This is a genomic window from Chryseobacterium rhizosphaerae (assembly GCF_003385455.1).
GTDB classification, from domain to species: domain Bacteria; phylum Bacteroidota; class Bacteroidia; order Flavobacteriales; family Weeksellaceae; genus Chryseobacterium; species Chryseobacterium rhizosphaerae.
Window position 1 is genome coordinate 31,619 of sequence record NZ_QNUF01000032.1, and the last position, 24,032, is coordinate 55,650.

The 24,032-nt window shown below is 34.7% G+C and carries 20 protein-coding genes; 9 read left to right on the plus strand and 11 right to left on the minus strand.

Features of this window, described 5'->3' with window-relative positions; translation table 11 throughout:
- Positions 1-7 precede the first annotated feature (7 nt).
- The 5 genes from DRF57_RS20375 to deoC all read left to right on the plus strand — a co-directional run bounded on the left by DRF57_RS20375 (position 8) and on the right by deoC (position 4,475).
- A complete protein-coding gene (locus DRF57_RS20375) occupies positions 8-1,270 on the plus strand; it encodes an NAD(P)/FAD-dependent oxidoreductase (RefSeq protein ID WP_047490181.1) in 1,263 nt (420 codons plus the stop codon).
- A complete protein-coding gene (trmD, locus tag DRF57_RS20380) occupies positions 1,267-1,938 on the plus strand; it encodes a tRNA (guanosine(37)-N1)-methyltransferase TrmD (RefSeq protein ID WP_047490184.1) in 672 nt (223 codons plus the stop codon). The genes DRF57_RS20375 and trmD overlap by 4 nt, the downstream gene beginning before the upstream one ends.
- A 355-nt stretch (positions 1,939-2,293) precedes the next feature.
- Positions 2,294-3,229 carry an endonuclease/exonuclease/phosphatase family protein gene (locus DRF57_RS20385; RefSeq protein ID WP_047490187.1) on the plus strand — a complete coding sequence of 312 codons (936 nt, stop codon included), beginning with the start codon at positions 2,294-2,296 and terminating at the stop codon, positions 3,227-3,229.
- A 27-nt stretch (positions 3,230-3,256) separates the two neighbouring features.
- Complete coding sequence (locus DRF57_RS20390) at positions 3,257-3,727, plus strand: Lrp/AsnC ligand binding domain-containing protein (RefSeq protein WP_047490188.1); 471 nt, start codon at positions 3,257-3,259, stop codon at positions 3,725-3,727.
- 4 nt (positions 3,728-3,731) lie between these two features.
- Positions 3,732-4,475, plus strand: coding sequence for a deoxyribose-phosphate aldolase (gene deoC / locus DRF57_RS20395; protein ID WP_047490191.1), 744 nt, complete (start codon positions 3,732-3,734; stop codon positions 4,473-4,475).
- A 55-nt stretch (positions 4,476-4,530) separates the two neighbouring features.
- On the opposite strand, the gene dusB is transcribed toward deoC, so the two are convergent.
- Both dusB and DRF57_RS20405 read right to left on the minus strand, forming a co-directional pair.
- A complete protein-coding gene (gene dusB, locus DRF57_RS20400) occupies positions 4,531-5,526 on the minus strand; it encodes a tRNA dihydrouridine synthase DusB (RefSeq protein ID WP_115920552.1) in 996 nt (331 codons plus the stop codon).
- Between the two features lie 130 nt (positions 5,527-5,656).
- Entirely contained in the window at positions 5,657-8,893 is a 3,237-nt protein-coding gene (locus DRF57_RS20405) for a hypothetical protein (protein WP_081989044.1), read from the minus strand.
- 147 nt (positions 8,894-9,040) lie between these two features.
- On the opposite strand from DRF57_RS20405, the gene DRF57_RS20410 reads away from it, so the two are divergent.
- From DRF57_RS20410 to DRF57_RS20420, 3 genes are all read left to right on the plus strand, one after another.
- The gene (locus DRF57_RS20410) at positions 9,041-9,976 is read left to right on the plus strand and encodes a T9SS type A sorting domain-containing protein (protein ID WP_052188640.1); all 936 of its coding nucleotides are present in this window, start codon (positions 9,041-9,043) and stop codon (positions 9,974-9,976) included.
- A gap of 88 nt (positions 9,977-10,064) precedes the next feature.
- The gene (locus tag DRF57_RS20415) at positions 10,065-11,015 is read left to right on the plus strand and encodes a T9SS type A sorting domain-containing protein (protein ID WP_115920554.1); all 951 of its coding nucleotides are present in this window, start codon (positions 10,065-10,067) and stop codon (positions 11,013-11,015) included.
- A 164-nt stretch (positions 11,016-11,179) separates the two neighbouring features.
- A complete protein-coding gene (locus DRF57_RS20420; protein ID WP_115920556.1) occupies positions 11,180-11,989 on the plus strand; it encodes a lamin tail domain-containing protein in 810 nt (269 codons plus the stop codon).
- A gap of 90 nt (positions 11,990-12,079) precedes the next feature.
- Here the strand turns inward: DRF57_RS20420 and DRF57_RS20425 are convergent, their stop codons facing one another.
- From DRF57_RS20425 to DRF57_RS20460, 8 genes are all read right to left on the minus strand, one after another.
- Positions 12,080-14,902, minus strand: a complete 2,823-nt coding sequence (locus DRF57_RS20425; RefSeq protein WP_228450388.1) for a gluzincin family metallopeptidase — start codon at positions 14,900-14,902, stop codon at positions 12,080-12,082.
- 54 nt (positions 14,903-14,956) lie between these two features.
- Positions 14,957-16,336 carry an orotidine-5'-phosphate decarboxylase gene (gene pyrF, locus DRF57_RS20430; RefSeq protein ID WP_115920560.1) on the minus strand — a complete coding sequence of 460 codons (1,380 nt, stop codon included), beginning with the start codon at positions 16,334-16,336 and terminating at the stop codon, positions 14,957-14,959.
- A 115-nt stretch (positions 16,337-16,451) separates the two neighbouring features.
- Positions 16,452-16,793 carry a YkvA family protein gene (locus DRF57_RS20435; RefSeq protein ID WP_047490446.1) on the minus strand — a complete coding sequence of 114 codons (342 nt, stop codon included), beginning with the start codon at positions 16,791-16,793 and terminating at the stop codon, positions 16,452-16,454.
- 86 nt (positions 16,794-16,879) lie between these two features.
- Complete coding sequence (locus DRF57_RS20440; protein WP_047490207.1) at positions 16,880-17,419, minus strand: TlpA family protein disulfide reductase; 540 nt, start codon at positions 17,417-17,419, stop codon at positions 16,880-16,882.
- Positions 17,420-17,456: 37 nt separating this feature from the next.
- A complete protein-coding gene (locus tag DRF57_RS20445) occupies positions 17,457-18,020 on the minus strand; it encodes a thioredoxin family protein (RefSeq protein WP_047490211.1) in 564 nt (187 codons plus the stop codon).
- Between the two features lie 16 nt (positions 18,021-18,036).
- On the minus strand, positions 18,037-19,107 hold the full coding sequence (aroC, locus tag DRF57_RS20450; protein WP_047490213.1) for a chorismate synthase: 1,071 nt from the start codon (positions 19,105-19,107) through the stop codon (positions 18,037-18,039).
- Positions 19,108-19,157: 50 nt separating this feature from the next.
- Positions 19,158-20,729, minus strand: coding sequence for an LIC_10190 family membrane protein (locus DRF57_RS20455; RefSeq protein ID WP_228450389.1), 1,572 nt, complete (start codon positions 20,727-20,729; stop codon positions 19,158-19,160).
- Between the two features lie 116 nt (positions 20,730-20,845).
- Complete coding sequence (locus DRF57_RS20460) at positions 20,846-21,418, minus strand: YMGG-like glycine zipper-containing protein (protein WP_115920564.1); 573 nt, start codon at positions 21,416-21,418, stop codon at positions 20,846-20,848.
- A 302-nt stretch (positions 21,419-21,720) separates the two neighbouring features.
- On the opposite strand from DRF57_RS20460, the gene DRF57_RS20465 reads away from it, so the two are divergent.
- On the plus strand, positions 21,721-22,167 hold the full coding sequence (locus DRF57_RS20465) for a hypothetical protein (RefSeq protein WP_115920566.1): 447 nt from the start codon (positions 21,721-21,723) through the stop codon (positions 22,165-22,167).
- 404 nt (positions 22,168-22,571) lie between these two features.
- Here DRF57_RS20465 and DRF57_RS20470 read toward each other — a convergent pair whose 3' ends face one another.
- Positions 22,572-23,402 carry a glycosyltransferase family 2 protein gene (locus DRF57_RS20470; protein ID WP_228406074.1) on the minus strand — a complete coding sequence of 277 codons (831 nt, stop codon included), beginning with the start codon at positions 23,400-23,402 and terminating at the stop codon, positions 22,572-22,574.
- Between the last annotated feature and the right edge of the window lie 630 nt (positions 23,403-24,032).

Here is a 24,032-nt window from a genome sequence, read left to right on the forward strand (position 1 = left end):
GTTTATTATGGAAACACGCGAAAAAATCATCATTATAGGAGGAGGATTTGCGGGGCTACAGCTTGCAAAAACATTAAATAATAAAAATAAAAAAGTTATTGTACTGGATAGGGTGAATCATCACATGTTCCAGCCGCTTTTTTATCAGGTAGCTTCAGGGAGGATAGAACCTTCCAATATTTCCTTTCCTTTCCGAAAGATTTTTCAGCAATCCAGAAACACGCAGTTTCGTATGACGGAGGTGAAAGAAATTGATCCTGCCCACAACAAAGTCATTACTGATGAAGCAGAATTTACTTATGATAAACTGATTATTGCTACCGGTTGTAAAACTAATTTTTTCGGCAATAAAGATCTTGAAAGCAAAGCTTTTGGGATGAAAAATACCCAGGAAGCCATCGGGATCAGGAATCATGTTTTAACAACTTTTGAAAAACTGATCCTGGAAAAAAGCCGGAGTGATGACGGAAACTGGAATATTGTCATTGTAGGAAGCGGACCTACAGGAGTAGAGCTTGCAGGGGCCTTTGCAGAAATGAAAAAAGAAATTCTGCCAAGAGATTATCCGTATATGAATTTTGATCAGCTGAAAATTATTCTGGTAAGTTCCACAGAAAAGCCACTTGCCGTGATGAGTAATGAAGCACAGGATCAATCTGAAAAATACCTCAAAGACCTCGGAGTAACTTTTATGAGTGGTGAAGTGGTTACAGAATATGATGGAGATAAAGTACATCTGAAAAGCGGTAAAGAAATTCCTTCAAACAATGTTATTTGGGCAGCAGGAGTTACCGGCAATGTAATAGACGGCTTCCCAGAGGAAAAATTAATAAGAAACCGATATATAGTAGACCGCTATAATAGAATAAAAGGCTACGATAACATCTATGCCATCGGAGATATTGCCTATATGGAAACTCCGAAATATCCGCAAGGACATCCACAGGTAGCTAATGTGGCCATTAATCAGGCGAAAAATTTAGGAAGAAATTTTTTAAAGAAGAATCCTTCCGAATGGAAAGAATATGAATATAATGACCAGGGTTCTTTAGCTACTATAGGTAAGCATAGAGCCGTTGTTGATTTACCGTTTATAAAATTTCAGGGATTTTTTGCATGGTATTTCTGGATGTTTCTGCATTTAATGTTAATTTTGAGCGTTCGAAATAAGCTGGCCATCTTTTTCAACTGGATGTGGAGCTATTTCAATAAAGATTCATCTTTAAGATTAATTATTATACCTACTAAGAAAAACGGAACATTACAATGAGAATTGATATAATAAGCGTGCTACCGGAATTAATGGAAAGTCCGTTTCAAACTTCTATTTTGAAGAGAGCAATGGATAAAGGATTGGCAGAAGTACATTTTCATCATTTGAGAGACTGGGCGATCAACAAACACAGACAGATTGATGATGAACCTTATGGAGGTGGAGCAGGGATGGTTATGATGATAGAGCCTCTGGATAAATGTATTTCGGAGCTTAAATCTCAGAGGGATTATGATGAGGTTATTTATCTGACACCGGATGGAGTCACTTTAAATCAAAAAATTGCCAATACACTTTCCATAAAGAATAATCTGATCTTCCTATGTGGTCATTATAAAGGAATTGATCAGAGAGTAAGGGATCTTCATATTACAAAAGAAATTTCAATAGGGGATTATGTGCTTACGGGAGGTGAGCTGGCAGCATGTGTTCTTGCAGATTCTGTGATCCGACTGCTTCCGGGTGTTTTAAATGACGAACAAAGCGCTCTTACAGATAGTTTTCAGGATGATTTACTTTCACCTCCTATTTACACCAGACCCGAAAGCTATAAAGGTCTGGAAGTTCCTAAAATTTTACTGAGCGGGAATTTTGCAAAGATTGAAGAATGGAGACATGATGAAGCGGTAAGAATTACCAAAGAAAAACGTCCCGATTTACTTTAAAAAAATATTCTTGTTTTTTTTAAACCTATTTGCAATAATTGCGAATGGAATAATATTTGTTATATGATATTTTATTAAGAAAAATATTAGTAGTTTTTATTTTAAGTTAATATTTTATTTTATTTATTTTGAATTTTGCTTATTGTCTCAATTTTCGATATTGAGGTAATATCATGAAATGATTGAAAAATTAATTCACTAAGTGTTGTTTTGTTAGTGATTTTTGTTATATTTGATCGTTTTTTACTGAAAAATTAATTTTGAAATTAACAAATATTAATTAAAGAAATTTAAAAAAATGGTAAATTTATAATTGAAAAAAGAGCATACTAACTAAAGATAGAAATTTGTGCTGATGGAGCTATTCTCTTTTTATAATGTTGAAAATTTATTTTTGCCTGATCCAAAACCTGTTCATAAACTGGATCCTACAAAATCAGGTTTAAGAAGCTGGGATGAAAAGAGATATAAAAATAAACTTTTTAAAATCTCTCACGTATTCCAACTGATGAAGGAGGAAAATGGCGTATTGCCATTTATGATAGGACTCTCTGAAGTTTCCGGTAGGAAAGTTTTGGAAGACCTTGTGGAGATGGATCCTTTTCACTCAGAATATGGAATTGTACATTATAATTCTATGGATGAAAGAAAGGTAGATGTAGCAATGCTGTATGATAAAAATAAAGTAGAGGTAATAGATTCTGAAACCATTACTTTCTTTTTTGAAATATCAAATAAAAACACAGGAAATTACGACACAACCAGGGACGTACTTTTTTCTAAGATTAAATATAAAGGGGAAATTATCAATGTCTTTATCGCCCACCTTCCCTCTAAGCGCGAAAAAGATATCAATAAACCTAAAAGAGCTTTTATATTAAACGAAATCCGGCAACGGATCTTGAAAATTGTAGATGATGATAAGGAACATGTTATATTGTGTGGTGATTTTAATGAAAACCCGGATGATGAAAATTTAGTAAAAATTCTCTATGACAATGATCATGAGAAGGTTTTGATGAACCCTTTTCAGGAATTGTTTTCCGCAAGAAATTATTCTACTTTTCATTATAAATCTGGATTGCTGTATGATCAGATCATAATGTCGAGATCACTTCTGGACAATAAAACGCTGGCCTTTCAGGAGGCTTGTATTTTTAATTCTGAGAAAATAAGCAGCAGGACCAGAAATTTTGAGGGACGTCCTTTCCGAACTTATGCCGGTACAAGGTATTTGGGTGGGTATAGTGATCACTTTCCGGTTTTTGTCAGATTTAGTGACTTATCTTAAAAAACATAAATAATAAAAAAGTAGAAAATGAAAAATTCGAGTAACACAAGTTATCATTTAGATTCAATCGACAAAGAGATCATCTACATGTTGATGGACAATGCTAAAACTTCTTTAGCACACATTTCAAAAAATGTTGGAATTTCTACAACAGCAGTACATCAAAGAATTAAAAAACTGGAACACGCAGGAGTTATTGAAAACTCGATTTCGTTCCTTAATCCTAAGAAAATTGGATATAAGGTGATTTCGTATATTGGTGTGTTTCTGGACCAGCCAAGTCATTATCCTGATGTGGTAAAATCTTTGCATGATATTAATGAAGTAGTAGAGGCCCATTATACTACGGGAAATTACACCATATTCCTGAAGGTTCTTTGTAAAGATAATGATCATTTGATGCAGATCCTTAGCAAACTTCAGAAACTAAAAGGAGTAACAAGAACAGAAACCTTTATATCTTTGGAACAAGGTATTTACAGACAATTGAAAGTATAACGATATGAACATAGGACAATATTTGGATTCCACTTACTTGAAAACACCTGAGCAATCAGGGATTTCACACGAAGAAACTCTTCAAAAAGATAAAGAACTGGCTCAGGAAGCTATTGACAATGATTTGTTTGCTGTAATGATCCGCCCGGATTATGTAGCAGAGATCAAAAAATATATTCAGGAAAGAGATTCAAATGTTGCAGTGGGAACTGTAATAGGTTTTCATGAAGGAACATACTCTATTGATGAGAAGCTTGCAGAAGCTACAAAAGCAATTGAGGATGGAGCAGATGAATTGGATTTTGTTATTAATTACAAGGCATACCTTGAAGGAAATACAGCCTTGGTAAAAGAAGAATTTGTACAGTGCACAAAGCTTGGGCTGGAACATCATAAAGTTGTAAAATGGATTATCGAAATTGCAGCTTTAACCGATGAACAAATTGCTGATCTTACCAAAAATATTTCCGGTTGGGCCGGAGAAAATTTTACAGAAAAGGACTTTCCTCACATTTTTGTAAAATCTTCAACAGGTTTTTTTGAAACCACTGGTGGAAAACCTAACGGTGCCACATTTGAAGGAGTGAAAATAATGCTTGATAATGCAGGAAAACTTCCTGTAAAAGCAGCAGGAGGAGTAAGAACCCCAGAGGATGCTGAAAGAATGATCAATATGGGAGTGAAAAGAATAGGAACTTCTTCAGCCCTGGCATTAATTAAAAATCAGTCTTCATCAGAAGGATATTAATATTGATATCAATTATAAATAAAAAAACCATCAAATTCATTTGATGGTTTTTATTTTATGCCTGTGCCTGATATTCTTCGTAAAACTGTTGAGTCTCCAGAATAAGGCTGCTCATTTCTTCTAATGTGAAAACTTCCAGGAATTTTTTTCTGAATTCCTTAAAGTGAGGAACACCACGGAAATAGTTACTATAGTGCTGACGCATTTCTATTAGTCCTAATTTTTCCCCTTTCCATTCTACACTCCATTCAGCATGCTGGCGTACTGCCAATAAACGGTCTGCGACGGTTGGCTCAGGTAAATGTTCACCTGTTTTAAAGAAATGTTTGATCTCATTAAATATCCAGGGATAACCAATTGCTGCACGTCCGATCATAATTCCGTCACATGCATATTTTTGTTTGTATTCCAATGCTTTTTCAGCAGAATCGATATCACCGTTTCCAAAAATAGGAATTTCAATATTCGGATTCTGTTTTATTCTTGAAATATGTTCCCAGTCTGCTTCCCCTTTATACATTTGTGCACGGGTTCTGGCATGTATCGTAAGGGCCTTAATTCCTGTTTCCTGTAGGCGCTCTGCTACTTCATCAATATTAATACATGTACTGTCCCAACCTAAACGGGTTTTAACAGTCACTGGCAAATGAGTAGAACTTACTACAGCTTTTGTAAGACGAACCATAAGGTCAATATCTTTCAACACTCCTGCTCCTGCTCCTTTGCAGACCACTTTTTTTACAGGGCATCCGAAATTAATATCCACTAAATCAGGATTTACCGTTTCTACAATTTTTGCAGACATAGCCATTGCCTCTTCATCTCCTCCAAAGATTTGTATACCAACAGGTCTTTCATAATCAAAGATATCCAGCTTTTTACGGCTCTTCATTGCATCACGGATTAAGCCTTCGGAAGAAATAAATTCCGAATACATTAAATCTGCACCATGCATTTTACACAAACGTCTGAACGGAGGATCACTTACATCTTCCATCGGAGCCAGCAAAAGTGGAAATTCCGGCAGTTCTATATTGCCTATTTTTATCATGGTGCAAATTTACAAAATTCTTAGGATTAGAAAATATGATAATATCTATGAGTGTGATGGGGTGAATTTGATCGGTTGGAAGCGGAAGATATGAGAATGTACATGTATATCATTCTCCTTTCTTCAGGTCTTAGAAGCTTGCTTTTACCTGCATGCTTCCGATATGTATTGTCCTGTCACCAGAGTTTCTTCCTTCATAATTTAAATTTAACTGAATGAAAGAGTTGATCGCCTGCTGGATAAATACACTCCATACCTGGTTTTTTCCAGGCTTTAAACCATCCAGCATCTGGTTTCCTACAATACTGTAATTATTTCCGGTGAAGGTATTATTGATGAATGAAAAATTCCCACGGATTGAAGTTTTTTTACGTTCCCACTGAATGGTTCCGGTAATATCAAAGGCTTTAAGATTTTCCTCTCCATCCACTCTCTCTTTTTTGCGGTAAGCGGCTGAGAGCTCAGTCTGGATAGCATCAGTAAATTTATAGGTAGCCTTCGGTTTGGTTTCCATATTGTTTAAACGATAATCTCTTGTTGCAAACAGCTGCGAGGAGTTTTTAATATCATGAACCGAGTTTTCCCAGTCTACCCTGAATTCTTTATTGAACCAGTATCCTATATTCAGGAAATGAGAAATTTGCTCACGTTCTTCACTGCTGAAGTTTGCATTGATAAGATTGTCGTTAGATATAAATCGGTAGTTTCCGTTCCAGCCGGATTTGTCGGTAGGATTAAACTGTACGGAGGTCAGTATATTTTGATTTTTAAGAATCTGATCACTGTTTTTTTCAAAAGGATTAAGGACCAACACCCTGTCTTTTTTATAGAAAGAGTTTTGAGAATTTAATGAAATATTGAAGTTCCAGCGTTTTAAAAATGCATTCTCGGAATTGAAAACAATAGCAGGGTTTACAAATAGAGCGAGCTGAAGTTTATTTTTATTAGACGGAATATATCGTACAGAATTGGTGTAAACACGGATGTATTTTGCTAAATCTGAATATTCTGCAATTTCAAATTCATCCAGCTGCTGAATACCGTCTCCGTTATAATCGGTCCATTTATAGATCCCTTGTCCATCTGTTACTTTAATGTATTGAAACTCCCTTTGTGCCTCCTGTCCGTTTCCGAGTTCGTAGAATGCCTGCAAACGCATTCCATTCCTGAAAAGCTGCTGATTGTAAAGGATATTTCCAACCACAAAATCATTGTTTCTGGTTACGGCATCGGCAATATCGTTCTGGTAAAAGAATTTTCTATAGTGAATTAACGCATTAAGAGTGGTTCTTTCAGTTTTAATGATTTGACTTTCTGCCATGATCCCCAAAATACTGTTCATGTTTTGAAGTCTGTTATCACGTACAGAGTCATTATCTCTCATATATACTTTTGCAAGCAATTTGGTCCTGGTGCTATCACCAACTTTCTTTTGAACAAAAATTTCTTTCCAGCTGAAACTGGTTACATCCAGGAGTTGAGTGTCATTATATTTTTTCTCATTGTGCTCCATGCTTCCTCCAATAGCCCAGCTGCCTTTTTTACCGGTATATTCTGTGGAAACACCTCCTCGTATAAACTTGGTATCCTGTAACGTTGCATTGGTATTCAGGAAGGAGAAGTTTCCTTTGGTAAAGAACTTTCCTTTGATCCAACCAAAATCCAGGTCATTTTTAATCCCTTTATAAGAATCCTGCTCATTCAAATAGTTAATACGGTAATTTAAAGTAGACTTATTATTCCACTTATTCAGGAAGCTGAAAGTAAACCTGTTTTGAGTTCTGTTGTTGAATTCCTGCACCAAGTTGAAATCTCTGGAGAATTCTACATCATTGATACGGTCCAGAATATGGAATTGCCTGTCTATATATTGATATTCAAAACTTGGAGTTCCTTTCCAGTTGTTTTTAGTAAAGCTTTTATTTCCGAAAATCCGCCATGCATATCCAATATTCTGATCAGAATCTTTTGAGGAAAATAAATTGATATCATAGTTACTCATGGAAATATCAGTACCAATTTTCCCTTCATTTAATAAGTATTCCGAGTTTAGGGAGAAGACCTGTGATTTTTGAGGAGAAGGAAGCTTTCTTACGGCTCTGTAATCTCCTCCATTCGGTCCTGCATATTCGAAAACACGTCCGTTATTGGTGGTTTGTGCTACTTTATAATCTCCCTGGTTGGCTCCAAAATAAGTGAAGGAAACCTGATAAAGTGTTTGATTCTGATCTGTAGAAAATTCATAAAAATTTCCCGTAGGATTTGAATGCAAAACATATAGGATTTTGTTGACATCATATTCGGTCACTACACCGGATGGTGCATACATCAAATTAGGGTCATTGCCGGCATTAGCCAGGATTTCCTCATCCTCTTTAGAAAGGTTTAAAGAAAGTGGTGCATTTTTATTATCATTTTCCATAAACCAGTTAAGGCCTACTTTGAATTTTTCTCTCTGATGTTCCAGTTTACCTGTAAATAAATATCTGGAATAATTTCTGTTGGCGTAGTTATAAGAGATGGTGATGAAGTTTTGTTGGAAAATAGGACGGAAACTGGTAAAAGTAACCTCACCTGTGTTATAATTGATAATATAATCCTGGTTTTCACCACGTTTCATTAAAATACCATCAATGAATACCTGCTCAGATCCTGAGATCAGTGTGATAAACTGTTCTCCGTTTTTACCTGTCAAACGATAAGGTCCCTGGTTTCCTTCTACCCCCTGAAAACGGATCCTGTGAAATTCACTTCGTGCAACTCCCATTGAAACATCTACAAGTGTTTTGTTTTCAGTTCCAAATTCAGTCTGAAACTGAAGCCCCATGCTTCTTCTCTGATATTTGGCAAAGTAATTTTTAGATTCAACAAGATCTAAATGCCCGGCTCTAAGAATAGATTTATCCTTAATATTAAGCTGCATATAAATCTTATCAAATTCTTCCAAAGTCTGCGTATACCCATCAGCCTGAATCGGTAGATTATGATCTGAAATACTGGCCAGAATGGTTACGTCCTTGGAAAGGCGCCCTGAAATTTGAAGATCCATGGAACTTTGTACAGATTGCCCCTGATTATTACCAAAAGTAATCCCACGGATGATAGACCCTTTAGAATTAAGCTCTCCTAAAAATCTTTTTTTATCATTTTTAGCCAGTACAGCTTCATCAATAATAATTTTATTATTCGTCCTTATAAAGTCCAGAGTGTCTTTGGTGAAAATATCCTGTTCCAGCCTGGCTGCCAGAATACTGTCCTTTTTTATACTGTCCTCAGGAACATTGGGATTTTTCCATGAAAATACCTGGGCACTCCCTGAGAAGATGCCTAAAAAGAAGAATACGAATAGTAGAATAAAATTCCGCAAGTCCTGAAAATAATCCGTAAAAATAATTAAAAAATGTTAACGGAATGGGGTTTAGTATTATTAACAGAAAATTAATATAATTATTGCGAATGACTAAAAATTTGATATAATTTAGCGGTTGAAATTATTAATATTTAAATTTTAATCATGAAAAAACTTTATTCGTTAGCTTTGTTTTGTTTAACAGGTTTTGCATTTGGTCAAATTAGCTTAACGACACTAAACACTCCTTACACTCAAAATTTTGATGAATTAGTAAATACTGGAACAGGTTCTCTGGCCTTAACCGGTGGTTTAGTAGGATGGAGCATTGTAGAGACGGGTGCTAATGCCAATACTACGTATGCAGCAGATACAGGAGCATTAAATGCTGGTAATACTTATAGTTATGGATCAGCAGGGAGTACTGATAGAGCATTAGGATCTGTGGCGAGCAGTAACTTATTGTCAAGATGGGGAGCTCAGTTTAAAAATGATACGGGAAATCAGATTACAGATCTTCAAATATCTTATACTGGTGAAGAGTGGAGAATGGGACAACTGAACAGAGGGAGTAATGATAAGATTATATTTGAGTACAGTACGGATGCTACCTCATTAACGACAGGAACATGGACTGCTGTTTCAGCTTTAACTTATGAAACAACTAATGCTACAGGAACTGCAGGAGCAAGAGACGGGAATGCTGCAAGCTACAGAACTGCACTTAGCTCTACAATTTCTGCATTGAATATTCCTGTAGGACAAACATTTTGGATCAGATTTGTTGATTTTAATGCCGATCAGTCTGATGACGGTCTTGCTATAGATGACTTTTCTTTAACACCTCAGGGAGGAACCTTAGCAACAGGAGAAAATAGAATTTCAAACAAATCTTTTGTTAAAAACACCTCAGTTGAAAATGAAATCTATTTCGGAGTACAATCAGAAGTTAAAATCTTCAATATAAGTGGACAATTGATAAAAGCAGCTTCAGTGAGAGAAAACGGAAGTTTAAATGTAGCTGAACTTCAAAAAGGAATTTATTTTGTAACAGGAATTGTAAACGGTAAAAACGTTTCTGAGAAGGTTATTAAAAGATAATTTTAACTAATTGTTAAATATGCACCGTCACTTGAATTGGGTGACGGTTTTTTTGTACTTTTAGACTATAAATTTAAATCATCATATAATGAAAAAAATCTTTACTATTTTGGGAATAGCTTCTGCTATTGGTTTTATGAATGCGCAAACTACCGTTTTGACGGAAGATTTTAGTTTTACAGGAGCTCTTAATGCAAATGGATGGGTTACTCACAGTGGAGCAACGCCGGGACAATTGACATCTAACGGAAATGCTGCTAATCTAGTGGCAGGGAATACAGAAGATGTAAACAAAGCATTTTCATCTTTGTATACACTTAGTTCAACCGCTGTTAACAAAGCTGAATATTCTGCTACAATTAATGTAGCAACTGCAACGGGTCTGAGTACATCGGGAGATTACTTTTTAATGTTTACAGTTACTTCAGGGGCTAACCCGGGAAATAATTTTAACGCAAGACTTTATGCGAAAGGAAGTGCAACGGGATATACTTTAGGAGTATTAAATAACGGTGCTGGAACCGTAACGCCTACTTATGGAACTGAAATTCCTTATGGAACACCTGCCAATATTACAGTGACCTATATTATTGATAATACAGTAACTCCAGGTACAAATACGGCAACTTTACAAATCAATTCACAACCATTACTTACAAACACTACGGGAACAGGAGCTGCTTCTGCGACAATTGGTGGGGTGGCAATCAGACAGGGTGGAAATGCCACTTCAGGAACTGGAAATATCTCCATTGATAATCTAGTAGCCAAAGTATATTCTCCAACATTGGCTGTTTCAGAATTTAAAAATGGCAAATCGGGAAGCTTTGTGAAAAATTCTTTCGTTAAAAACGGAGAAATTACTTTTGGAGCTGATGTAAAAGATGTAAAAGTTTTCAATATGTATGGACAAGTTGTGAAAACGGCTTCTGTAAAAGAAAACGGAGCTGTCAACGTAGCTGAACTTACAAAAGGAAACTATATTGTAACCGGAACGGTAAATAATCAGCCGGTATCTCAAAAAATATTGAAGGACTAAAACGAAGTTTTTAGATAAAATAGAAGCCACTCATTCAAAGAAATGAGTGGCTTTTTTTATATTAACAGATCCTTATTTATTGTAATTTTTCTTATTAATTTTTCAATTATATGGTACTGTTTTTGATATTTTTAATTCAAATTTGTTGCTAAAATTATACACCCATGAAAAAAACATTTACTATTGCAGGATTAATACTGTTTGCTGTAGTGGCACATGCTCAAATCGTTATCAATGAGATCTACGGAGGGAACGAAAATTCCGGGGCTGTATTAAAAAATAATTATATTGTATTAAAAAATATAGGAAATGTTCCCGTTTCTTTATCCGGAGCTACTATTCAGTATGCCCCTGCAGTAGGAGCATTTAACCAATATCATACATTACCGGATTTTACCCTGAATCCGGATCAAACCTACCTGATTCAGGAGGCTGGGATTAGCGGTGGGACCATAAATTTGCCAACTCCGGATTATATTGCCACAACGGTAACCAATTTTGATGCAACTCCTAATCAGTCAAAGGGATTACATATTTCAGGAGTTTCAGGAAAAATTGCATTGGCTGCCAATAATGTACAGGTTCCCGGACCTATATCATCCAATGTACTGGATTTTGTAGGATATGGCTCCAACGCAGATCAGTTTATGGGTGACGGCCCAGCTCCGTCTCCAACAATAACAACGGGGATCAAAAGGATAATGGGCAGCAGCAATGACAATCAGGTTGATTTCTCTCTTGAAGGTACTGCAAAGTCCGGTTTTGTACAAAATCCATTTATAAAAGGTAATGAAATTGTTTTCGGATCCGAAATTACTGATGTCAAAGTGTATGATACCTTCAGACGTGTCGTGAAAAAAGCCCCTACAAAGACGGCCTTAGCTCTCGATATTGCAGAATTACCTAAAGGAACTTATATTGTAACAGGAACAATTAATAATGTCCCTATTTCTCAGAAAATTGTAAGGGATTAGTTTTTTATAGAGAAGGCTACCTTAGACTAAGATAGCCTTTTATTTTTTTAGTACTTCGTTAATACCCGGCATTAAAAATATAGCCATTGTTTAATACCAACCTCTTCTGGCAGCATTAATAATGGTCCCCAGATTGAGAACAAGAGTATATCTGATCCGTTTTGCGTAGTCTTTAAATGAAGGTTCAAACCCAAGAGAAGACTGTATTGGGAAGTAAACTTCAAGGAAATCCGGAATAATTCTTACTTTTATACCGCTGTCCCAGATAAATTTTGTGGGACGGTCTTGATTTTTATAGATCCCTGCATCAGCATATACATGAAATATTTTCCATACACTGGAATCTACATTGAAGGAAGTAATCCATTTATTAACGGAGCCCGGTATAAATGATTTGAACCCTCCATCAGCCAAAATAAATTGCTGAGAAAGGATACCACTGTTGGCACTTTCACCCAAAAGACTGTAGGAAAAAGCATAATTTGAAACCCTTGAAATTCCGTAATTAAATAAATTATTTCGGGTGTCATTTCTTAAAAAATATCCTGCAAATAGACGTAAACTCAGCTTTTGTTTTGGGGCAAATTCCCATCTGTAAAAGGCTTCAGCTGTAACTTTATTGAAATCTTCCATTCCCTGTGTGCTGATGCTGAAACTCTTTTCATGAATCATCTGATTGTCACTATAGCCATACCCAAAGCTCCATAGGTTATACTTTTTGTAATCATTATTAGCAATCATAACAGGGCTGAGATCTCTGTCGAAATAATTATAAGACATCCCAATGCTTCTGCTTATGGTACTTCGGGGATCTTTCCTAAAGCTTATATTAGAAAGTACCGATGCTTTTCGGTAGGCCAATCCATAATCATAGTGGAAATAAGATCCGGAAACTCCAAAAGTAAGGCTTCGAATGATACTTTCAGCAGGTAGAAAAGAATAGGAGACTGCTCCTGATCCGGTTAGCTTTCCTGTTCCTGAACTGTACATTGGTGTAAATGAATACAAAAATTTCTGATCAAAGAATGATTGGTTTTTAAGATTGATTCCTAAAAGAAATTTATCGTAGGTATTATTAAAACGTACTCTCGGACTGATATAGATCTCATTGTATTCAGGATCCGGAATGTCTTTGATGAGTTTTAGCTTGATTTTTTTAGCATTCGAAAATATACCTTTTGCGTACAGGAAATTATCCCTGTAATTTGATTCCGGGAAGCTATAGCCTGTGTTTAAGGTGACTTTATAAATATTATCTGATGCAGGAAGAAATAATTCATTATTATTCTTATTTTCTTCTGTTTCTATCCAATAGGCTTTTTTCTCTCCCTCCCGGGTTTGGGTTTCCAGTTTTACAGGAATGGGGGCATCTGTATTTTTTGTGATTTTGATATGTAGAGAATCGTTCTCTTTTTTTATGTTTTTCAGTTTAAAGTTAACCCTGTTTTTCTGCTTAAGAAAATTGGTGAGGTATCCTGAGGTTTTATCTTTTTCACTGAGGTCACTCAGAAATTCTTCAGGCTTTATTTTTTTACCGGAATTTTGTGAAATATAATTTTTCACAACCCCATTGAAAGTGTCATTCCCCATTTTATCTGCCGAATAATCAAATAGACTTCCTGTTTCAAAGCTGCTGACAGCCATGTCATTAAAGTTACTTAATGAAGAGAAATTGTCGTCAATCTTTTGATCCAGATTTTGCAGCATGATATATTGGTAAGCCAATCCATACCGATCCAAAAGTTTCACTTTGGATGCGTGAAATATTTTTAAAGGCTTAATTCCGAATAATTTGGTCTCCGGAAGGGCACCTAAAAGTTTGGTGTCTTTATAGAATTTTTTCAGATACTGAATCTCAAGATAAGATTTTAAACCGTTTTTAAACCAGTGATCTTTCTCTTTATCGGCAATGATATTCTCATCAAGAATTTTTTTTGTTATGATTCCAAAATAATCAAGATCGGTTTTTTCAGCATCTGTAAATAACTGAAATCTGAATTTCCAGAATCTAATATCATTATTCCCGAAAAAGTCTTCCTTAGCTCTGAATTTATCCGAAATGAAAAGAGTCTGTGGAATAAAACCAATTTTATCTTTAAGAAATTTCAATTGTAAGGGCAGAAGGAATTCCAGGTTTTGTTTTTCTTCGGGTTTCAGATTGTATCCGAATTTAACCTCAGAACTGAAGCCATCAACATCAACCTTAATAGAAGGATAACTGTTGGTGGAGATTATAAATTCAGGGTCAGAATCCAGATACCCTTTAAAAGAATTCATCTGAACCTGCGGAAGATTACTTTCAATAAAACTATTGACAGGAATATCAAAATTGACGGTCCAAAAAGTATTGAAACTTACAGATTCTTCAATATCACGATATTCTTTCTTAGAAATATTGTCCGGATCAAATTGATCCGGAACAATAAAGAAATATTTTAAAGCAGTATTCTGGTCGGCTGTACCATATCCTGTAAATGTTTTATCAGGAAGCTGTATCCGGTACTGTAATTTCAAAGTAACGGCTTCGCCGGGTTGTAATGCCTCTTTTAGTGGAAGAAATAAATTCTCATCCGAAAGAGCATTGATAGAAATGGGCTGGTTTTCTGAATTTTTAATATTCAGCTCCAGAAGTTTACCCAGCTGATCAGCTTTTGCAAAGTGCAGATCATTGTTTCTGTCTTCCAGCTTTCTATAGACAAGTGAGGTTCCACGTTTATGATAGGCGGAAATCCAGTTCAGGAGTTTTAGGGTTTGAAGCTGTTTGTCAGAATGATTGTAATAAACAATTTCCTGATTGACTTCAAGCGTTTTTCTGTCAGCAGACAACTTTGCTTCAATGTATATGCTGTCTTTTTGTGCAGAAACCTGTACAACTCCTAAAAACAAAATAAGGCAAATCGTGATCTTTTTCAAATATAAGTGATAAAGTACCAAATATAACTTATTTTGTAAATACTTTATAGGATTTTAACCCTGAGTTGTCTTTTTTTCCAAAGAATTAATATAGGCATTCCAACCCTCAGTTTTATAAGTAATCGCTGAAGCTTCCGGATTGTCTGATTTATAAATTCCTCTTCCTACGATGATGAAATCTGTATGTAAGGTTTTAAATACGTGTTCAGGGGTATTGTACTGCTGGCCTTTACCATCACCCGAATCGGCTAGATTCACTCCAGGGGTGAATAATAAAAGATCTTCCGGGATTTTATTCTGGGATACACCACCAATTACATTAGGATGGGATAAAGCTACTTTTAAAGCATCTTCACGATAGCTCGCAGTCGTTAAAGCTCCTTTAGAAGACATTCCTACGATGGCTACTACTCCTACATTTTTAAAGCAATCCAATGATTCAAATCCCCCGATAACCTGTGATGTCACAAAATCTGCCCAATCTGTAATTTTGAAAACTCCACTGGTGAACTGAAGTTCCTGAGTATTTCCGATATCTGCAAATTTTCTGTCTTCCATTAATAAAAACTGATGCTTTTCAGCAATTGCTTTTAATGGGCTAATTGTTTTTGCATAGTCAAAATCTGAGATGATATCGATATGTGTTTTCAAAGCAATGATATGAGGTCCTACTTTTTCAGCAAAATCCAATAGTTCCTGTGTTGTCGTAACATCTGCAGAAGCAATAAGGTTAGATTTTTTTGCCAAAGCGGTTTCTAATAATTTCTTTGAAACAGAATGCTGAGTACTGCTCAGCTTTTGCTCATATGAAGCTCTGGTCTCTTCTTCAAACTGAATATGATTCCCCTGTAGGAAGTCCTGAATTCTTTTTACTTCTTCATCAGATAATTCTCCTGTTTCCTGAAGAATAACACATACTTCTGAAATGTTGAAAAGAGTATGTACTCTGTATCCTTTACTTTCCAAAAGTTGTTTTCCTCCCTGTTCTCTGTCTAAAACCACAACAATATCCGAAACTTTCAGATCTTCCTGCTCGATTTCAGGAATCGTTTCCAGCAAAGATTTTCCTGAAGTAATAACATCCTCCACCAAAAGACAGTTTTGACCTTTCTGATAAATACCTTCAATCAGCTTTTTGGTACCGTAGCTTTTAGCTTCTTTTCTTTTAATAATTAATGGAATGTAACTTTCCAATGACATCGCAGTAGCCATCGGAAGTGCAGCATAAGGAACTCCGCAGATTAGATCGAAATTATCTAATGGAAGCATTTCCAATAAGTAGTTGGCAAGATTTTTTAAAATTTTCGGATCTGAAGCCAAAGGTCTTAAGTCTACATAAAATGGGCTTTCAATACCACTTTTTAAGGTAAACCTACCGAATTTGATGATACCCAGCTTGTAACACTCTAAGAAGAATTCTTTTTTACTTTCCATTATTTTTTATTAGATATTGCAAATTTAAGGATTTGAAATAAGGCTTAAAAATTTATCACCTATTTGTAAATAAAAAACCACCCTGAAGGATGGTTTTAAAAACTATAATAAACTATTATTTTATAATTTCAGCATCAATAACTTTGGCTCCGCTATATTTTTGCTCGGCTTCCCAAAGTAAAAATTTATCAACTTCTTTGATGAGCTTGGGGATAGTTAACGATAATACCGCTAAGTCATCCATTACTCCAAGTACCGGTATGGCAAATTCAGGAAGAAGGTCGATAGGGGAGATGATATATAAAATTCCGAGTAAAGGAAGAATGATGTCAATGGATTTCATTGGATAAACTCCTTTTCTCCACATTTTTACCATTCTGAATATGTCGGGAATCTTTCTCACAAAACCTTTGTGATTGATAGCTTCTTTAGCAATGTTTAACTTTGAATATTTCATTTTGTGTTTGGTTTTAAATAAGTTTTTCAACGATGTTAATTTCGCAAATCTTATACCAACAAATTATAAAATTTAGTTAAAAATGATTATTTAATAATATTGTCAATGAACTGATGCACAGTCTCTGTGTTCCAATCTCTGTATGCATCTTCTTTAATAATAATCCTCCCTGTTTTATCTAAAAGAAAAGTGGTAGGAAATACTTTAGGAAGAATTTTTTCAGAAATAGGACTTTGAGCAATATACACAGGAACAGTATAATTATTTTCTTTCAAAAATTTTCTTACGTCCTCTTCCTTATCATTCATGGCAATAAGGATGAAATCAACATTATCTTTTCTGGAATCATATAGCTTCTGAATAGTAGGCCATTCTTTTCTGCACGGCGGACACCATGTTCCCCAGAAGTTCAGAAAAACAGCTTTATTTTTAAAGTTTTTAAGGTTGGTGCTTGGAGCATTAATTCCTTTAAGGTCGATATCATAATCTTCTTCACTTACATGTACAGCATTTTCAATAGTAGCAATAGGAAAGAACTGATCTTTCATAAAATTCCTTATTCCAGGCACAAAAGCAATGATGCCAATAATGACGATGAGTACAATATAAATAATGTTCTTTTTCATTTACTATTTTTTACTGTTAATAAGTGTCAGATCTATTTTATAATAAATCTAAAATTTCCTGAATAGAATCTTTACCTCTGTTTCTTGCATAATAAATCTGCAGATCATTGTAAAAACTGTCTTTTGGATATCCTTCAGGATCAGCTTTATATTTCATAAGCAGTTCATATCCATATTTTGGACGCGGACCCCATGAATTTTTTACGTTAAAATCTTTATCCAGGATAATTACCTTAGGAATAGACTCTGTTCCATTGGTTAAAAACTGATTGATCAGGCTTTTATCACTGTCTCTCAGGAAAACTCTGATTTCATTATGGCCTTCAAAAAATTTAAAAAGAGCAGGTACAGTAGCACTTGCATCTCCACACCATGCCTCGGAAATAATTAAAATCTTTCCATCGAAATTTTTATCAGCTAATTCCTTCAACTGTTCTTCATCGGGAACATACTTCTTAAGAGTTCTGTCCATTCTCTGAAGTCCCAGTTCGTAATATTGTTTGTAGTCCGCTTCCTGTTGGTCAGCTGGATTTTCTAATCTTTGTTTTGCAATTTGAAGGTATTCTTCAAATGAAATTCCTTTATCCCAGTAATTTTTCATTACCAAAAAATTATGTTTAAAAATTATTGATATTTCTTGTTTTGTTGATCAAAAAAAGATCAGCCAATACGAATGCGGCCAGAGCCTCTACTACAGGAACTGCTCTTGGAACCACACATGGATCATGACGTCCTTTTCCTTCTACAATGACAGGGTTTCCTTCTTTATCTATACTGTCCTGAGGTCTTAAAATAGTGGCTACAGGTTTGAATGCTACACGGAAGTAAATATCCATTCCATTGGAAATTCCACCCTGAATCCCTCCTGAAAGATTAGATTTTGTAGTGAAATCTGTATTGAAAGCATCATTATGCTCCTTTCCGGTCATTTTTGCCCCACAGAATCCACTGCCATATTCAAAACCTTTACACGCATTGATGTTCAGCATTGCTTTTGCCAGTTCTGCCTGAAGTTTTGAAAATATAGGTTCACCAATTCCCACAGGAACATTTTTAATAACACAGGTAATGGTTCCACCGATGGTATTGCCTTCTTTTTTGATTTCTTTAATTTTTGAAATCATTTTTTCAGCAGTTTCCGCATCCGGACAACGTACGTCATTGCTCTCTGTCTGAGAAAAATCCAAGGCCTGATAAGGTTTCTCACAGAAGATATCTCCTACAGAAGAAACGTAAGCATTTATTTCAAGTTCCGGTAGAAGCTGTTTGGCAAATGCACCCGCAACTACCCAATTCATTGTTTCTCTTGCTGAAGATTTTCCGCCTCCACGATAATCCCTAAACCCAAATTTCTGGTCATAGGTGAAATCAGCATGACTTGGACGATATGCACCAGCAATATGGTCATAATCTTTTGATTTCTGATTTTCGTTTTCGATGATAAAACCGATTGGCGTACCCGTTGTTTTTCCGTCAAAAATTCCTGAAAGAAACTTTACTGTGTCACTTTCTTTTCTTTGGGTAACAATAGCAGACTGCCCCGGTTTTCTTCGGTTCAGTTCGTACTGAACTTTTTCGAGATCTACCGTTAAACCTGCCGGAAAATTATTGATGATACCGCCATAAGCCACTCCGTGACTTTCTCCAAATGTTGTAAGACTAAGAAGATTACCTAATGTGTTGAACATAATACAAAATTACCTTTTTTTCTCCATATAATAAAGTTTCAGTATTTGTTCTATTTATCAGTGTCTTTGATATTATGGATAACATCTTCTGCTTCCATTTTCTCTCTGGAAATGAGCTTTTTCCAGATAAATCCTTTTCTGATATCATTTTTATCGGAAAGTTGAGGGAATATTCCTGCTTTGACGTCGTCAAAAATAAAACTTGTTGATATGGCGGGAAGAGGAGTGTCAAAATTAAAAGGATAATTTTTAGAAACATTGAATTTTAAATTGCCAACCTCAAAGGTATTGTATTGCTGATATTCATAGGTTGATGGTTGGTAAAATTGTTTTTTTTCAAATCCGGCGATGAAATTTCCGGGTCTAAAACTTGGAAGATGTTCCTGAATGAAGTTGGGGAAAGACAATATGGAAATAAAAAATATACTCAAAGCTGAGAAAACGGCGATTGATTTTCGTTTGTCAAAATATTCATAACAGAATATAAAAAATATCACAAAGAACACGTCTATAAAAAATCTGTATTGAGCTGAAAAAGCAAGCACAAGTATACTTTTTATCAATACTGAAATACAGAGTAAAGAGATCAGCTTTCTTTTTTTGATCCAGGCAAATGCTGAGAAAGCAATCAGGCTTATAATAAACAGGATGTTGATGTTGGATTTTATTCCGTCTAGGAGAAACCAGTTTCTAATGTGATCAAATGTTGAGAACCTTTGAATTTCTTCATAGGAATACTGCATATCATAAGTTTTCTGAATGGCATATTGTGAAGAAGTTTTTAAGATCTCGGGGTTAGGTTTCCAGGGCATTCCCAATTCGCCAATGGCAACAGGAAATATAGGATAGCCAAATGTCCAGATGTTTTTTGCAAAAAATACGAGGAGAATAAAAATTCCAAAAAACAGTTTTTTAAAATCTGATTTAAAAATAAAAACAGCACAAAGGAAAGTCAGTATGGGCAGCCAGATCATGGTAGGCTTTATGGCAAAAATAAAAATGGAAAATGCAAAAAGAAGTGTTGTGTTTCTGTTTCCTGCTGTTATTTCATTCAAAATAATTAAAGAAAGAGCAATCACTGGAAGATCTGGGCTTGGTGATTGTGAGAACAATAATAATACAGGGAGAAAACATAGATGAATCCATGCTTTTCTTTCAGTAATATAAATGGTATAAATGATCAATAGGATGGTATTGATTCTTAAAAAGGGATCTGAGAAATTTGAGAACCCGGCCTGGAAAATATGCCATATAGACATTTGCCCCAATGTAAAGTCAAGGTTGGAAATTCCTTTTATCAATCCATATTCAGTAAGCCATTTTATGGTGGGTACATAGTAGCCAAAATGATCTAGTATATATGGAGAAAATGTACCGGCTAACACAATAATAAATGATACTGTGGTCATTAAAAAAATATCCTTTCCCGAAAAGTGGTATAACTCCCGGTACAGTTTATTTTTAAAAAAGAAAAGAAATCCGAATGCAAGAGTACCTATTTCTACATAAATATTCAGGGGAATAAAAAAAGAAAGAAGGGTCCATCCTATGCTTATTCCTAAAATACCTGCTAAAGCTTTTCCTGCAAGACCCGGAAGAGGACTGCCCCAGAAAAAGTCCATAATTTTACCTGCACCTATCAAGACAGGTATGATAAAAATAGCAGAAAAAAGAATCAGTATCATAAAAAAAGATTGCTTAAAAATAAGCAATCTTTATATTGTATTGTGAAAAAATATTATCTGCGTGGCTGTACTCTGCCGTCTTTTCTGTCTCCTGATCTCCCTATGGCATATCCGGTAGCGCCACCTACGACACCACCAATTACAGCTCCAAGACCTCTGTTGTTCTTAGAGATAATAGCTCCTGCAGCAGCCCCACCTACAGTACCAATGATGGTTCCCTTAGCAGCTTTACTCATCCCTTTTTTTGTAGTTGTACCTTGTGAAGAACTGCTTCCGTTATCTGCATAGTCTCCATTGCTTCCTCCGGAATTGGAGTTAGAGTTAGAACTAGAACCGGAGTTTCTATCTCTGTATATAGTTCTGGTTTCTCTTATCACCTGTGGCTTTGAATTATTTGCAGCTTTTGCTTTTTTGCTTTCTGAGATACTGTCAGATTTTTTCTGTGCTTCATAAACCAGCTTTTCCTTTTCAATAGCTAATTTCTGTTTTTCTATTTCAAGCTGCTTAGCTTGAAACTCAAGTTTTTGTACTTCCAGAGACTTTTCAGCAACGCTGTTGTTATCATCTTTTTTGCAGGCCGTCATTAAAAAAACGGATAAAAAACCTGCTAATATTACCTTTTTCATAATTCAAATTTTAATAAGCTAGAGCCTAAACGACTGTAGTTTTAGTTTTATTTCCAATTATGAAGCCAAATTTCAGTTAAAGGATGTTAAAATTATTAAAAAAGATAAATGGTAATAAATGAAGCATGATAAATATCGTATGAAAGCTTTGTGTTTTAGTACAATTCTTGCTATTTATTCAGAAGCTTTTCAGTGTTGGAGAATTAAAAGTTTTTTTGAACAATTGTAAATTTTAATTAATTAATAGTTTTCGTTGAATTAATCTGAGATCATTAATTTTGAGAAACTAAATTACTTTCAATATGAAAAAAACAACATTTACAGCACTGGCTTTCATCGGATTGTTGGGTACTGCTGTTTCATGGTCTTCTACTGATAATAGTATGAAGACAGAGTCGCAAGCACGTCCAGAGGTATCAAAGAGTGAAACAAAAGCACAAACTTATAAAATACGATATGGTTTGCTTTCTAAAAACGGAACAAAAATTCTTTCCGGAAGTCATGATGTAGGAAGTTTTCTTGCTGAAAATATGGCTACGGGAGATGTGTATGATACGTATTACAGTGGAGGTTTTCAGGCTTTACCTCAGTATTATGAAGGAATCCCTGAAGGAACCTATACTTTTTCTGCAATGCAGGGACAAGGTGCCTGGACTGGCTATGGATCAGTTGTAGCGACTGTTTCAGATGCCCAAGTAGATGCTGATGGATATATTACAGTATATATTCCAATAACTTGGGAAGAATAATATTGCATAAAACAAAATATTTAGTAAATTTACCAATCTCTTAAAAGAGTGTTTTTAATTAATTATTAAGTTAATTACTTTGTTTACTTAATTTATACTCGCTATTTTATTCGTGGTAAAATCAATTATAGATGTAATTATAGCATAAATAGTAAACAATTTTAAGATATTCTGTTTGGATTTTTCTGAATAGATTTTTTTCATCATTTGTGTTTTTTAGGCCTCCTGATTGGAGGTCTTTTCTATTGTATGATCAACTAAAGACCTAAGGTTAAGTATTTTTCAAATAATAGCTTTAGATATACCCGCTAAAAGGTATTGCAAATAATTCTCTGTTAAGAAATTGTATTTCATACTTATGATCTGATGATAAAAAAACTCCTCAAAAAATGAGGAGCTGTTTATTATAAATGTAGAGTTACTTTTATCTTGTTGATCAAACGATGAAGAGTACTGGTCTGATAAGCCAGGAGTTGGTAGATCTCTTCTGAATTGGTGTAGGTTTCAGGAACATTGAGATTGTTGATCTTCTTAATTCCTCTTCTTTTCATGGTATCATAAATCACTTTAGCAAATGATTCTTTTGCTCCCTGCTTACTGCTGTGCTGTGAAATGCCATCGGAATGAAGTCTGTAGAGGTATAAAGGTTCTTTGATGTATTTTACATCACCATATTCCAGAATTTTCAAATACAGATCCTGATCTACAGCGCTTCTAAGTGCTGGATTAATACCCGAGGTTTTTAAATACGCTTCTTTTTTAAAAGTAAAAAAATGGGCAAACTGAATAGGGCAATTAAAAAAATACCGGCTGTTGTAAACTTGTTTGGTGCTGGCAAAAATCTTATCAGGGACAAGATTATCATCACACAGCATCATTTGAGAATAGGTAGCAACAATATCGGTTGTATTGGCAAATTCATTGATTGTTTTTTCCAACGCTTGTGTATAGATCGCATCATCAGGGTCAAGGTAGGCGCATAGCTCTCCCTCTGCATATTTCATGCATTCTCTCTTGGTAAATCCACAGCCCTGATTCACTGCATTATGATACAGTTTGAAACGGGGATCATCTTTGATAATTGACTTTATAACTTCTACTGAATCATCCGTAGAGGCATCGTCAACAATGATGGCTTCCCAATTTTCATAAGTTTGATTGACTAATGAATTATAGCAGTCCCTAAAATACTTTCCATTATTATAGTTGGCTATAAGTATAGAAAATTTTATCACGTTTTTTTGAGTTAAGTTTAATTTAATGTGTAAAACTATAAAAGAATATCCATGAAAAACATATCTTTAGTCATAGTATAATTGATATATTTTTCTTATTTTACAAGAATTTACCATTGTTTAATTTGAAATTGGTAAGATAAAATAAAAACTATTTTATGAGTTCAATCATAAAATAATAATAATAACTAGTATATTTTTGAAAAAAGATTAATTATTTTATTTCTGATATATAAAAATTTTTTTCATCATTTGTGTTTTTTAAGGCCTCCTCTGGAGGCTTTTTAGTTGAAAAAACACTAATGAAAAAAAAATCTGTTATCAAAAAAAGGTCAATCCTAATCAAAAATTGATTTTCATACATCAGAGATTTGAAACATTTCCTGTTTCTTTTTCAATGATAAGGTTGCCATTTTTGCTCATGTCAGTTATTTTATGGCTAAGTCTGATATGGCTTGTCATATTTTTTTGCTGTAATTTTATTTTTTTTATATCAAAATATTATCTTTAAATGATTTTGTGAATATTAGAATATTTTATACTAAATTTACGAATTTAATTTTCAATTTTTAATGATTGAGATTAATATATGTTTTTTTTATTTTTTAATTCATCTGTTTTTTATTAAAG

Bases quoted from the DNA above. Each gene is read 5' to 3' on its own strand.
- dusB (WP_115920552.1), bottom strand. From the start codon at position 5,526: ATGATAAAAATAGGCAATATAGAACTGCCGGAATTTCCACTTTTGCTG.
- trmD (WP_047490184.1), top strand. From the start codon at position 1,267: ATGAGAATTGATATAATAAGCGTGCTACCGGAATTAATGGAAAGTCCG.
- DRF57_RS20410 (WP_052188640.1), top strand. From the start codon at position 9,041: ATGAAAAAACTTTATTCGTTAGCTTTGTTTTGTTTAACAGGTTTTGCA.
- DRF57_RS20465 (WP_115920566.1), top strand. From the start codon at position 21,721: ATGAAAAAAACAACATTTACAGCACTGGCTTTCATCGGATTGTTGGGT.
- pyrF (WP_115920560.1), bottom strand. From the start codon at position 16,336: ATGGAAAGTAAAAAAGAATTCTTCTTAGAGTGTTACAAGCTGGGTATC.
- DRF57_RS20415 (WP_115920554.1), top strand. From the start codon at position 10,065: ATGAAAAAAATCTTTACTATTTTGGGAATAGCTTCTGCTATTGGTTTT.
- DRF57_RS20460 (WP_115920564.1), bottom strand. From the start codon at position 21,418: ATGAAAAAGGTAATATTAGCAGGTTTTTTATCCGTTTTTTTAATGACG.
- DRF57_RS20440 (WP_047490207.1), bottom strand. From the start codon at position 17,419: ATGAAAAAGAACATTATTTATATTGTACTCATCGTCATTATTGGCATC.
- DRF57_RS20375 (WP_047490181.1), top strand. From the start codon at position 8: ATGGAAACACGCGAAAAAATCATCATTATAGGAGGAGGATTTGCGGGG.
- DRF57_RS20420 (WP_115920556.1), top strand. From the start codon at position 11,180: ATGAAAAAAACATTTACTATTGCAGGATTAATACTGTTTGCTGTAGTG.
- DRF57_RS20390 (WP_047490188.1), top strand. From the start codon at position 3,257: ATGAAAAATTCGAGTAACACAAGTTATCATTTAGATTCAATCGACAAA.
- DRF57_RS20385 (WP_047490187.1), top strand. From the start codon at position 2,294: ATGGAGCTATTCTCTTTTTATAATGTTGAAAATTTATTTTTGCCTGAT.
- deoC (WP_047490191.1), top strand. From the start codon at position 3,732: ATGAACATAGGACAATATTTGGATTCCACTTACTTGAAAACACCTGAG.
- aroC (WP_047490213.1), bottom strand. From the start codon at position 19,107: ATGTTCAACACATTAGGTAATCTTCTTAGTCTTACAACATTTGGAGAA.
- DRF57_RS20435 (WP_047490446.1), bottom strand. From the start codon at position 16,793: ATGAAATATTCAAAGTTAAACATTGCTAAAGAAGCTATCAATCACAAA.
- DRF57_RS20445 (WP_047490211.1), bottom strand. From the start codon at position 18,020: ATGAAAAATTACTGGGATAAAGGAATTTCATTTGAAGAATACCTTCAA.
- DRF57_RS20455 (WP_228450389.1), bottom strand. From the start codon at position 20,729: ATGGACTTTTTCTGGGGCAGTCCTCTTCCGGGTCTTGCAGGAAAAGCT.